General features: G+C 54.9%; 10 protein-coding genes. 6 read left to right on the top strand and 4 right to left on the bottom strand.

Going from position 1 to position 11,848, the window contains the following annotated elements; genetic code table 11:
- The first annotated feature begins 3 nt into the window (after positions 1-3).
- The gene (locus L370_RS03305) at positions 4-918 is read left to right on the top strand and encodes an OmpG family monomeric porin (protein ID WP_023335913.1); all 915 of its coding nucleotides are present in this window, start codon (positions 4-6) and stop codon (positions 916-918) included.
- A 34-nt stretch (positions 919-952) separates the two neighbouring features.
- Here the strand turns inward: L370_RS03305 and L370_RS03310 are convergent, their stop codons facing one another.
- Positions 953-1,963 (bottom strand): LacI family DNA-binding transcriptional regulator, encoded by a 1,011-nt coding sequence (locus L370_RS03310; protein WP_023335912.1) that lies wholly within the window; start codon positions 1,961-1,963, stop codon positions 953-955.
- Between the two features lie 155 nt (positions 1,964-2,118).
- Here L370_RS03310 and L370_RS03315 point away from each other — a divergent pair, with 155 nt between their 5' ends.
- The 3 genes from L370_RS03315 to tyrR all read left to right on the top strand — a co-directional run bounded on the left by L370_RS03315 (position 2,119) and on the right by tyrR (position 6,219).
- Entirely contained in the window at positions 2,119-3,516 is a 1,398-nt protein-coding gene (locus L370_RS03315; protein WP_023335911.1) for a YcjX family GTP-binding protein, read from the top strand.
- On the top strand, positions 3,513-4,565 hold the full coding sequence (locus L370_RS03320) for a YcjF family protein (RefSeq protein WP_023335910.1): 1,053 nt from the start codon (positions 3,513-3,515) through the stop codon (positions 4,563-4,565). The genes L370_RS03315 and L370_RS03320 overlap by 4 nt, the downstream gene beginning before the upstream one ends.
- Before the next feature lie 112 nt (positions 4,566-4,677).
- Positions 4,678-6,219 (top strand): transcriptional regulator TyrR, encoded by a 1,542-nt coding sequence (tyrR, locus tag L370_RS03325; RefSeq protein WP_023335909.1) that lies wholly within the window; start codon positions 4,678-4,680, stop codon positions 6,217-6,219.
- A gap of 37 nt (positions 6,220-6,256) precedes the next feature.
- Here the strand turns inward: tyrR and L370_RS03330 are convergent, their stop codons facing one another.
- Together L370_RS03330 and tpx are read right to left on the bottom strand one after the other, a co-directional pair.
- Positions 6,257-7,465 carry an aldose 1-epimerase family protein gene (locus tag L370_RS03330; protein WP_023335908.1) on the bottom strand — a complete coding sequence of 403 codons (1,209 nt, stop codon included), beginning with the start codon at positions 7,463-7,465 and terminating at the stop codon, positions 6,257-6,259.
- A 275-nt stretch (positions 7,466-7,740) separates the two neighbouring features.
- Entirely contained in the window at positions 7,741-8,247 is a 507-nt protein-coding gene (gene tpx / locus L370_RS03335) for a thiol peroxidase (protein ID WP_023335907.1), read from the bottom strand.
- Positions 8,248-8,354: 107 nt separating this feature from the next.
- Here tpx and ycjG point away from each other — a divergent pair, with 107 nt between their 5' ends.
- The gene (ycjG, locus tag L370_RS03340; RefSeq protein WP_023335906.1) at positions 8,355-9,320 is read left to right on the top strand and encodes an L-Ala-D/L-Glu epimerase; all 966 of its coding nucleotides are present in this window, start codon (positions 8,355-8,357) and stop codon (positions 9,318-9,320) included.
- Here the strand turns inward: ycjG and mpaA are convergent.
- A complete protein-coding gene (gene mpaA, locus L370_RS03345; protein ID WP_023335905.1) occupies positions 9,311-10,024 on the bottom strand; it encodes a murein tripeptide amidase MpaA in 714 nt (237 codons plus the stop codon). The two genes, ycjG and mpaA, sit on opposite strands and share 10 nt — an antisense overlap.
- 185 nt (positions 10,025-10,209) lie before the next feature.
- Here mpaA and L370_RS03350 point away from each other — a divergent pair, with 185 nt between their 5' ends.
- A complete protein-coding gene (locus L370_RS03350; protein ID WP_023335904.1) occupies positions 10,210-11,826 on the top strand; it encodes a peptide ABC transporter substrate-binding protein in 1,617 nt (538 codons plus the stop codon).
- Positions 11,827-11,848 lie beyond the last annotated feature (22 nt).

Here is an 11,848-nt window from a genome sequence, read left to right as displayed (position 1 = left end):
TTGATGAGTACTCTACTAAAAAGTGCTGCGCTCGTGCTGTGCGCAGGGGTTGGCTGTGCACATGCAACAGAAACGGCTAAACAGTGGGAATTTAATATTGGCGCGATGTATGAAATAGAAAACGTCGAAGGTCAGGGGGAGGATAAAGACGGCTTATATGAACCTTCCGTGTGGTTTAATGCAACATGGGATGCCTGGACTATTTCGCTGGCGATGTATCAGGAAGGTCCGGTTGATTATAGCAGCATGACCCGCGGCACCTATTTTGATCGCCCGGAATTTGAATTGCGCTATCGCTTTATCGGAACCGATAATTTTACGTTCGGTCTGACCGGCGGCTTCCGTAATTATAGCTATCACTTTAAAGATGAACACGGCGCCAGAGACGGCAGCGCAAACATGCAGCGCTACAAAATTCAGCCTGACTGGGATATTAAATTAACCGACGACTGGCGCTTTGGCGGCTGGTTTGCCATGTATCAGTTTGCTAACGATCTGCAAAAAACAGGTTATTCTGACAGCCGCGTTGAAACCGAAACGGGCTTTACCTGGACCATTAACGAAACCTTTGCCGCTAAAGTGAATTACTATTTAGAGCGCGGTTTCAATATGGACGGTTCACGTAATAACGGCGAGTTCTCCACCCAGGAAATTCGCGCCTATCTGCCTGTTTCATTGGGCCAGACTACCTTAACGCCTTACACCCGACTGGGGCTCGATCGCTGGACTAACTGGGACTGGCAGGACGATCCTGAGCGTGAAGGGCATAATTTCAACCGCCTGGGTATGCAGTACGCCTATGACTTCAACAACGGTTTATCTATGACGCTTGAATACGCCTATGAGTGGGAAAACCATGACGAGGGTGAAAACGACCGCTTCCACTATGCGGGCGTTGGGGTAAATTACGCGTTCTGACCTATAGGTTTCCAGGGGCTCCAAGCCCCTGGTTTTAGCGCAGCGAGGCCGCCAGTAAAAAATGGGTATCAACAAGCACTTTTTGCGGGGCGGGCTTGCCCGCAATACGCCTGAAGAGAAGATCGCAGCTCTCTTCCCCGAGTTTTCGGGTGGGGATATCAAAGCCGCCGGGTGCGGGCGTTAAAATGAGAGACAGCATCGGGTCGCTGTATCCGGCTATCACCACCTGTTCCGGAATCATCAGATTCAACTCATCCGCCGCGCGATAAAGGCCGAGTAATTTCATGCTGTCGGTAGCAAATACGGCATCAGGCGGCGTGGGTGAAGAGAGCAATTCCAGAGCTGCCTTAAGCGCACTCTCATGGGTATAACCGCCGTCCATGATCCAGTCCGGGTTCATCGCAATATGGTGCTTTTCCAGACTGGCTTTATAACCCGCCAGGCGATCGATCGAAACATGATAATCAAGCGGCGCATGCAGACAGGCAATTTTTCGGCGACCGTTTTTAATAAAGGTTTCCGTCAGCGTGGCGCTGTCATGGAAATTATCCGTATCGACGGAATAAATATTCTGATACTCACCTTCCACTTTGCCGATCACCACAACCGGTACGCCATAGGCATCCAGCGTGGTGAAAAAGGATTCATTTGCGGGTGAACTCAGCATAATGATCCCTTTGATCATCTTCTGTTTTATTTTACTCACGCATTTCAGCAGATCGTCTTCACTGCTTTTTGAGGTTTGCAAAATAACATCGAATCCTTCTTCTTCCGCTTTTGCCGTAATAGCATGAAGGACATCGGAGAAAAAAGGATTACCGGCAGTGGTTTTGGTTGATCGGGTCGAAATAACCATAATGGCATCGAAGCCTGAAGAGGTCAGGGCGCGTGCCAGTTTGTTGGGCTGATAATTTAATTCATCAATCGCCTTTAGCACTTTGTCACGCGCTTCGGGAGAAATATTCGTTTGTTTATTCAGAACGCGGGAAACGGTTGATTTCGATACGCCCGCAACCCGTGCGATATCATAGATGGTGGGTGACATACACCTTACTCACTCCGGACTGACTGCAATGTCGTTCATCTTACTGGAGAGAAAACGACAATAGCAATAAATAAGAATTGATAATCAACGATCTGCCCCCATTTATTGTATTCTGAAGCCATGCATTCAAGGCTTCCAGGCAACGAAGGACGGCGATGAAGCGACTTAAAAACGAAATCAATTCACTGGTGAACCGTGGCGTTGACCGTCATCTGCGTCTCGCCGTGACGGGGCTGAGCCGAAGCGGCAAGACGGCGTTTATCACCGCGATGGTAAACCAGCTCCTGAACCTGCACGCCGGGGCGCGTCTGCCGTTGCTTAGCGCGGTGCGCGAAGAGCGCCTGCTGGGCGTGAAGCGCGTCCCACAGCGTGATTTTGGTATTCCACGCTTTACCTATGACGAAGGGCTGGCGCAGCTTTATGGCGATCCGCCCACGTGGCCGACGCCGACGCGAGGAGTCAGTGAAATTCGCCTTGCGCTGCGTTTTCGCTCGAATGAATCTATGATGCGCCACTTCAAAGATACCTCCACGCTGTACCTGGAAATCGTCGATTATCCCGGTGAATGGCTACTCGACCTGCCGATGCTGGCGCAGGATTACATTTGCTGGTCCCGCCAGATGACGGGGTTATTGCAGGGGCAGCGCGCCGGGTGGTCGGCCAAATGGCGACAGCTGTGCGAAGGCTTAGACCCGCTTGCCCCGGCCGATGAAAACCGTCTGGCGGCCATTGCCGAAGCCTGGACGGCGTATCTGCACCAGTGCAAACAGGAAGGGTTGCACTTCATTCAGCCGGGGCGTTTCGTTCTGCCGGGTGATTTAGCGGGCGCCCCTGTGCTTCAGTTCTTCCCTTGGCCGGATGTGGATGGGGTGGGCGAGTCGAAGCTGGCGCAGGCCGACAGGCACACTAACGCCGGGATGCTGCGCGAACGTTACAATTACTACTGTGAAAAAGTGGTCAAGGGATTCTATAAAAACCACTTTTTGCGATTTGACCGCCAGATTGTGCTGGTGGATTGTCTGCAGCCGCTCAACAGCGGGCCGCAGGCATTCAACGATATGCGTCTTGCGCTGACGCAGCTGATGCAAAGTTTCCACTATGGGCAGCGGACGCTGTTTCGCCGCCTGTTCTCTCCGGTGATCGACAAACTGCTTTTTGCGGCTACGAAGGCCGATCACGTCACGGTCGACCAGCATGCCAATATGGTATCGCTGCTGCAGCAGCTGGTGCAGGACGCCTGGCAAAACGCTGCCTTCGAAGGGATCGGCATGGATTGCCTTGGGCTCGCCTCCGTGCAGGCGACGCAAAGCGGGCTGATTGACCTTAACGGCGAGAAAATACCGGCATTACGCGGAAACCGGCTCAGCGACGGTGAACCGCTTACCGTGTATCCGGGCGAAGTGCCTGCGCGGCTGCCGGGTCAGGCCTTCTGGCAGAACCAGGGATTCCAGTTTGAAGCCTTCCGCCCGCAGGTCATGAATGTTGATCAGCCGTTACCCCACATCCGTCTGGATGCGGCGCTTGAGTTTTTGATTGGAGATAAATTGCGATGACGGAACCGTTAAAACCGCGCATAGACTTTACCGGAACGCTTGAGCAGGACCCTCAGGAGGCGTTCAAAACCGCGCAGACGTTCAGCGGCACGCAGGCTGATAACTTTGCTCCGGCGCTGACGGAGGAGCCGGGCGTCGAGGAAGGTCCGGCAGAGGCGGTTGTGGAAGCCGCTCTGCGCCCCAAACGCAGCCTGTGGCGTAAGATGGTCACCGCCGGTCTGGCGCTGTTTGGCGTAAGCGTGGTTGGGCAGGGCGTGCAGTGGACGATGAATGCCTGGCAAACTCAGGACTGGGTCGCGCTGGGCGGATGTGCCGCGGGCGCGCTGATTGTGGGGGCGGGCATCGGGTCGGTTGCTACCGAGTGGCGTCGGCTCTGGCGATTGCGCCAGCGTGCGCATGAGCGTGATGAAGCGCGGGATCTGCTCCATAGTCACGGCACCGGCAAAGGTCGCGCGTTTTGTGAAAAGCTGGCCAGCCAGGCAGGTATCGATCAGTCGCATCCGGCGCTTCAGCGCTGGTATGCCGCCATCCATGAAACCCAGAATGACCGGGAAGTGGTGACGCTCTATTCCCATATGGTTCAGCCGGTGCTGGATGCCCAGGCGCGACGCGAGATCGGCCGTTCTGCGGCGGAATCCACCCTGATGATTGCCGTCAGCCCGCTGGCGCTGGTCGATATGGCCTTTATCGCCTGGCGTAACCTGCGACTGATCAACCGTATCGCGAACCTTTACGGCATAGAGCTGGGTTACTACAGTCGGCTCAGACTGTTTAAGCTGGTTCTGCTCAATATCGCGTTTGCCGGGGCGAGTGAACTGGTGCGCGAAGTGGGCATGGACTGGATGTCGCAGGATCTGGCGGCGCGTCTTTCTGCTCGTGCCGCCCAGGGTATTGGCGCGGGATTATTGACGGCGCGTTTGGGGATTAAAGCAATGGAGGTCTGCCGTCCGCTGCCGTGGATCGATGGCGACAAGCCCCGACTGGGGGATTTCAGGCGTGAACTGATCGGCCAGCTCAAAGAGACGCTCAATAAAAAACCTGCTCCGTGAGGTTTTGTTCACTAATCGTGCTGGCTGTCAATATTTGTTGACAGCCATCTTCCGGATCACCGTGTTCTGACATATCATTTTACTGTTATTGGCTTAAAACGGTGAATTTCCCATGCGTCTTGAAGTCTTCTGTGAAGACCGTCTCGGTCTGACCCGCGAATTACTCGATCTTCTTGTTTTACGTAGCATTGATTTACGTGGCATTGAGATCGATCCTGTCGGGCGAATTTACCTCAATTTTGCCGAAATTGAATTTAATACCTTCAGTAGCCTGATGGCGGAAATCCGCCGTATCGCTGGCGTTACGGATGTACGCACCATTCCCTGGATGCCCTCTGAGCGTGAGCACCTGGCCCTGAGCGCGCTGCTGGAAGCCATGCCAGAGCCGTTCCTCTCCCTGGATTTGAAAAGCAAAGTTGAGCGCGTTAACCACGCGAGCTGCCAGCTTTTCGCGCAGAGCCAGGAGAAGCTCAGCAATCATAACGCCGCGCAGCTGATCCCCGGCTTTAACTTCCAGCGCTGGCTGGACAGCAATCCGCAGAACACGCTTAGCGAGCATGTGGTGATTAACGGGCAGAATTTCCTGATGGAGATCACGCCGGTCTATCTGAAAGGGGAAGGGAATACCCGCGTACTGACCGGGGCGGTGATCATGCTGCGCTCGACGTTACGCATGGGCCGTCAGCTGCAGAACATTTCCAGCCAGGATGTTGGCGCCTTTAGCCAGATTATTGCCGTCAGCCCGAAAATGCGCCATGTGGTGGATCAGGCGCGCAAGCTCGCAAGCCTGACCGCGCCGCTGCTGATTACCGGGGACACTGGCACCGGAAAAGACCTGCTGGCTCACGCGGTGCATCTGGCGAGCCCGCGTGCGGCCAAGCCTTATCTGGCACTTAACTGCGCCTCTATTCCGGAAGATGCCGTTGAAAGCGAGCTGTTTGGCCACGCGCCGGAAGGCAAGAAAGGGTTCTTCGAGCAGGCTAACGGCGGCTCCGTGCTGCTGGACGAGATCGGGGAAATGTCGCCGCGCATGCAGGCTAAGCTGCTGCGTTTCCTGAACGACGGAACGTTCCGCCGCGTCGGAGAGGATCACGAAGTGCATGTGGACGTGCGCGTCATTTGCGCCACCCAGAAAAACCTGGTTGAGCTGGTGCAAAAGGGGATCTTCCGCGAGGATCTCTATTACCGCCTCAACGTCCTGACGCTGAATATTCCCCCGCTGCGCGATTGTCCGCAGGACATCATGCCGCTCACGGAGCTGTTCGTCGCCCGCTTTGCCGACGAGCAGGGGGTGCCGCGTCCGAAGCTGTCTGCCGATCTCGGCACGGTGCTCATGCGCTACGGCTGGCCGGGCAACATTCGTCAGCTTAAAAACGCCGTCTATCGTGCGCTGACCCAGCTCGAAGGCTATGAGCTGCGTCCGCAGGATATTCTGTTGCCTGATTACGACGCGGGGACGGTGTCTGTCGGCGAAGAGGCGATGGAGGGGTCGCTGGACGATATCACCAGCCGTTTTGAGCGCTCCGTGCTGACGCAGCTGTACCGCAGCTATCCCAGCACCCGTAAACTGGCAAAACGCCTGGGCGTCTCGCACACCGCGATCGCGAATAAGCTTCGCGAGTACGGTTTGAATCATAAGAAAGGTGACGAATAACAAAAAGCCTCTGTAAAGAGGCTTTTTTATTTTACGTTTATTCCTTCGCCAGAGGCGTGGTCACGATTTCTGTTTTTGTCTCTCCCTGAATCGACGCAATCCGGCTTTCGACGTCTTTCACCTGCTGCGGGCTGTGAAGCAGGGTATAGGTCAGGTCAAACTGCGCGCTGGCACCGGGCTGCAGCTGCTTAACCCGCTTCTGCTCGCGTTCTATTGTGACGGGGTAGGCGTAGCTGGTGCCTGGCTCAATGCCCGTGACGTACCCCTGCTTCAGCGTGTCGGTATTTTTCCATAAGGTCAGAACGGGCAGCTGACGGGTATCAAACTGGATTGACGCGCCTTTATCTCCGGCTTTATTGACCACTGCTGCGAGCGTTTCGTGGTTATTGTCCGCAAGCGGTTTGATATTAAAGACCATCTCATCAAAGCCTTTTGTCGGCCCGGCATAGGTTTGCCAGTCGTTAACGCCCGCTTTGGCGTAGTCATTGAACGGGCTCACGCTCACAGCTGGTGCAAGGAAACGAGCACCTTCTTCGAGGATCGGCGTCCCGAAGTTGCTGTGATAGATGATTTGGTAATCATGAGGGTAATCTGCATGGTTGGTCAGCACATCGTGCAGGCTGAACTGGTTGGTTCCGGGAACGTAGCGCAGTTCGGTCATGGTTTGCAGATCCGATTTTTTAAACGTGCTCTCTTTGATCAAACCCCGAACGCGGATCTCATGCGGAGCGGCATCCGCGATTTCAACCTCGACCTGTGAAACAGGGGTATTACCGGCCCTGCCGTGCAGGGTGTAAATTTGCCCGTCCGCAGTGACCGGGTGCCCTGTCCACTCATAGCCACAGCGCACCATCATCTCGTTGAAACCATCCAGCCAGCCGAGACCGTTGCGGCTTTCTAGATTGATATACGCCGGATTTACGACCTCTTTGACGGGAGAGTTCCACCCCAGCCGGGTGCCAAACCCTTCTACGTGCAGAAGGTTCATCCCGCGGGTTGGGCTCAGGGTAATGGTCAGGCCATCTTTGCTGCTAATAATGATGACTTTGCTGCCTTCCTGTTTACCGCCGTGTAAGACTTTTTGCTCAATGCTGAACATTTGATCTTTAACGTTCAGCTCATTACTGGAAATCTTCCAGTTTCCTTTCTCTATGCTGCTTTCAGCGCTTGTCAGCACCCAGGTTTTAGCCGCTGCATGGCCAGAAGTCAGTACCGCAAGGAGCGTAAAAGCGAGTTTGATCTTCATATTTTATCCTTTTTGCTGAAACGATTATTTTCTTTCGTAAGCAAATCTAATGTTTAGGCAGAAAGGGAAATGTGATGAGCTTCACTGGAGATGAAAATAGGGAATTTTAACGATTATTATGCGTTATTGATCACGCTCATGTTACATATCATCTGTGTAATTGCATGATTAATGTGACTTGTGAGCATTTATGCTTTAACGATTCAGCTTTGGCATAATAAAAAACCCCGCCGCAGCGAGGTTGAGAATTAGCTGTATAGAATGCTAAGTAGTTATTATGCTTTCAGCACGTCCAGCGCGGCAGTGTAATCCGGCTCGGTGGTGATTTCGTTAACCAGTTCGCTGAAGACAACGGTGTCGTTTTCATCAAGAACCAGTACAGCACGTGCTGCCAGACCTTTCAGTGGGCCTTCCGCGATGCTGACGCCGTATTTCTCAAGGAAATCTGCGCTGCGCAGGGTGGAGAGGGTAATGACGTTGCTCAGGCCTTCGGCACCGCAGAAACGGGACTGGGCAAACGGCAGGTCAGCGGAAATGCACAGCACAACGGTGTTGTCCATTTCAGTCGCCAGCTGGTTGAATTTACGCACGGATGCGGCACAAACGCCGGTATCAATGCTTGGGAAAATGTTCAGTACTTTGCGTTTACCCGCAAACTGAGCCAGTGTGACGTCAGACAGATCTTTAGCCACCAGAGTAAAAGCCTGCGCTTTGCTGCCAGCCTGCGGAATGGAACCTGCAACAGCAACCGGGTTGCCCTGGAAATGAACGAGTTGTGACATAGATATCTTCCTGTTTACATATAGTTAACGTCGTGGCTAGTGTATGCCATCAGCGGATAACACGGCAAACCAAATTTTTCGCCTTTCCGGGCCGCAAGGAGTCAGTGATGAGAAGCGTGAAGGTCTATGAAGAAGCCTGGCCATTGCATACCCCGTTTGTAATCTCCCGCGGCAGCCGAAGTGAAGCCAGCGTGGTGGTGGTTGAAATCGAAGAAGAGGGGATTAAAGGCGTCGGGGAATGTACGCCTTACCCGCGCTACGGAGAAAGTCCTGCGTCGGTGATGGCGCATATCATGACCCTGGTGCCTGACCTGCAAAAAGGGCTCACGCGCGAGGCATTACAGCAGCGTTTACCCGCCGGGGCAGCGCGTAACGCCGTCGACTGTGCGCTCTGGAGCCTTGAGGCCGCTAAGCGGCAGCAATCGCTGGCGTCCTTGCTGAGCGTGGTGCTGCCGGAGTCCGTCGTGACGGCGCAAACGGTCGTGATTGGTGAGCCGGAGCAGATGGCCGCCAGCGCAAAAGCGCTCTATGACGCCGGAGCCACGCTGTTAAAAGTGAAGCTCGACGATCGCCTGATCAGCGAGCGGATGGTCGCCATTCGCTCGGCGGTGCCCTCGGCCACGCTAATTGTTGACGCCAACGAGTCGTGGCATCCCGAGGGGCTTGCCGCGCGATGCCAGCTGCTGGCCGATCTGGGCGTGGCGATGCTGGAGCAGCCTCTGCCAGCGAATGATGATGCGGCGCTGAAGAATTTTATCCATCCGCTGCCCGTCTGCGCGGACGAAAGCTGCCATACCCGCGAGAATTTGAGCGCGCTTAAGGGCCGCTATGAGATGGTCAATATCAAGCTCGACAAGACCGGCGGGCTGACAGAAGCGCTGGCCCTGGCGGCAGAAGCGCAGGCGCAGGGCTTTTCCCTGATGCTGGGATGTATGCTCTGCACATCCCGGGCGATCGGCGCGGCGCTGCCGCTGGTCAATCAGGTGCGTTTTGCCGATCTGGACGGCCCGACGTGGCTGGCGGTTGACGTTTCACCGGCGCTTAATTTTACCAGCGGCGTGCTTCATCTTTGAGGCTGCCAGCGCAGAAGCTCCATCATCGCTTTTAGGTATTTTTCGCTGGCTTCGTCGGAGGAAATCGGTGGGAATTCAGCGGTAATACAGGGCAGGCTCAAATCGGCGCACCAGCTTCCGAAGGACCCGGGGGTCTCGTAGCCCACGCTGGTGACGAGCGGCAGGGCGAAAGCCTCCGCCAGCCACGCGCCCAGATCGGAGTGACGCGGATCTTCAATACAGGCCAGCGGGTCGTGGAAGGAGACAATCCAGGAAGGGTGGATCTTATGGATAAGCTGGCACAGCGCCTGCGTTTCCGGCTCGGAGCCGGGCTTGTCTCCCGTCAGCAGGACCACGTCCCGCTCCTCGGCGGAGCTGTTCCAGCGATAAACCGTTTCTCCGGCGCGCCAGTTTGCCGCCGGGAAATTACGGTTCAGGTCGACTCCCCTCGCATTTGCCCGTAATCCAAGCTGACAGCCGTCCGGATTGACGGCAAGAATCACATGGTGACGTCGCAGTGCAGGGGTGAGCGTGCGCAGCGCGCAGGAAAGTGTGACGACGGATGAGTTCTCATCCCCGTGCGTACCGGCAATGATCAAACCGCTGTCTCGATCGGCATCGGGGGCCGGGAACCAGATCAGCGATGCGCCTAAAAATGAGCGGCCATATTGCTCAGCGCCCGGTGGAAAGGCGCCGCGTTCCGCTCGTGGTCGGGTGGTTGCCATACGAAATCCTGATAAAGAAGTCTCTACTGGCAGTGTTGTGCAAAACTCGCTGTTAATCAAATAGTTTCCGTGACGTCTGAGAATTGCCTCAAATCACTATTCCTGACGAAGGTATTTGCATTTCTCTTTGTCGAAACAAATAATTACGCATCTGCTTGTTACCTGAATTCATTAAAGGGGATCTTATGAAGCATCCTGTTTCGCGTCTCTGTGCTGCACTGTACCTGTGCGGACTCTCTACACTTTCGTACGCTGCTGATGTGCCACAGGGCACGGTACTGGCGCAAAAACAGGAGCTGGTCAGGCATATTAAAGACGAACCGGCTTCGCTCGATCCGGCAAAAGCGGTGGGATTACCCGAGATTCAGGTGATTCGCGATCTTTTCGAAGGGCTGGTGAATCAGAACGAGAAGGGGGAACTGACCCCGGGCGTGGCGACGCGCTGGCAGAGCAACGATAACCGTATCTGGACGTTCACACTGCGCGATAACGCGAAATGGTCTGACGGTACGCCCGTCACCGCGCAGGATTTTGTCTACAGCTGGCAGCGTCTGGTCGACCCGAAAACCACCTCTCCGTTTGCCTGGTTTGCAGCGCTGGCGGGTATCAACAACGCCCAGGCCATTATTGACGGTAAAGCGGCACCAGACACCCTGGGCGTGACGGCGGTGGATGCCAGAACGTTACGCGTCCAGCTGGACAAACCGCTACCGTGGTTTAGCAACCTGACGGCAAATTTTGCCTTCTATCCGGTGCAAAAAGCGAACGTTGAAAGCGGTAAAGAGTGGACGCGTCCGGGCGCCCTGGTGGGCAATGGCGCATACGTCCTGAACGACCGCGTGGTGAATGAAAAACTGGTTGTCGTTCCGAATACTCATTACTGGGACAATGCGAAAACGGTCCTGCAAAAAGTGACTTTTATACCGATTAATCAGGAATCATCCGCCACCAAACGCTATCTGGCGGGGGATATTGATATTACCGAATCGTTCCCGAAAAACATGTATCAGAAGCTCCTGAAGGACATTCCTGGGCAGGTGTATACGCCGCCTCAACTTGGAACCTATTACTATGCGTTTAACACGCAAAAGGGCCCGACGGCCGATGCCCGGGTGCGTCTTGCGCTAAGCATGACTATCGATCGCCGCATTATGGCGGAAAAGGTGCTGGGTACCGGCGAGAAGCCGGCCTGGCATTTCACCCCTGACGTGACGGCGGGTTTCACCCCTGAGCCTTCACCGTTCGAGCAGATGTCCCAGCAGGAGCTGAATGCGCAGGCGAAAACCTTGCTTCAGGCCGCAGGTTACGGTCCTCAGCGTCCGCTGAAGTTGACCCTGTTGTACAACACCTCGGAGAACCACCAGAAAATCGCCATTGCGGTGGCCTCCATGTGGAAGAAAAATCTCGGGGTGGATGTCAAACTGCAAAACCAGGAGTGGAAAACCTATATCGACAGCCGTAATACCGGCAATTTTGATGTGATCCGCGCGTCATGGGTAGGCGATTACAACGAGCCCTCGACCTTCCTGTCCCTGCTGACCTCAACCCACAGCGGCAATATCTCGCGTTTCAATGAACCGGCCTACGATAAAATTATCAACCAGGCCACGCTGGAAACCACCGCGAAAGCGCGTAATACGGACTACAACATGGCGGAGAAAATCCTCATGGAGAAAGCGCCCATCGCGCCAATTTATCAGTACACCAATGGTCGTCTGATTAAGCCCTGGGTGAAAGGCTACCCCATCAATAACCCGGAAGACGTGGCGTATAGCCGGACGATGTATATTGAGAAGCACTGATGTTTAACGAGAACTGGCGCAT

The organism is Enterobacter sp. MGH 24 (genome assembly GCF_000493015.1).
Lineage (GTDB): Bacteria > Pseudomonadota > Gammaproteobacteria > Enterobacterales > Enterobacteriaceae > Enterobacter.
Note: the sequence above shows the minus strand (reverse complement) of the source record. Positions and strands in the feature narration are given on the sequence as shown.

Coding starts and splice junctions, on each gene's coding strand:
- tpx (WP_023335907.1), bottom strand. CDS start 8,247: ATGTCACAACTCGTTCATTTCCAGGGCAACCCGGTTGCTGTTGCAGGT.
- L370_RS03310 (WP_023335912.1), bottom strand. CDS start 1,963: ATGTCACCCACCATCTATGATATCGCACGGGTTGCGGGCGTATCGAAA.
- L370_RS03305 (WP_023335913.1), top strand. CDS start 4: ATGAGTACTCTACTAAAAAGTGCTGCGCTCGTGCTGTGCGCAGGGGTT.
- tyrR (WP_023335909.1), top strand. CDS start 4,678: ATGCGTCTTGAAGTCTTCTGTGAAGACCGTCTCGGTCTGACCCGCGAA.
- L370_RS03350 (WP_023335904.1), top strand. CDS start 10,210: ATGAAGCATCCTGTTTCGCGTCTCTGTGCTGCACTGTACCTGTGCGGA.
- L370_RS03320 (WP_023335910.1), top strand. CDS start 3,513: ATGACGGAACCGTTAAAACCGCGCATAGACTTTACCGGAACGCTTGAG.
- L370_RS03315 (WP_023335911.1), top strand. CDS start 2,119: ATGAAGCGACTTAAAAACGAAATCAATTCACTGGTGAACCGTGGCGTT.
- ycjG (WP_023335906.1), top strand. CDS start 8,355: ATGAGAAGCGTGAAGGTCTATGAAGAAGCCTGGCCATTGCATACCCCG.
- L370_RS03330 (WP_023335908.1), bottom strand. CDS start 7,465: ATGAAGATCAAACTCGCTTTTACGCTCCTTGCGGTACTGACTTCTGGC.
- mpaA (WP_023335905.1), bottom strand. CDS start 10,024: ATGGCAACCACCCGACCACGAGCGGAACGCGGCGCCTTTCCACCGGGC.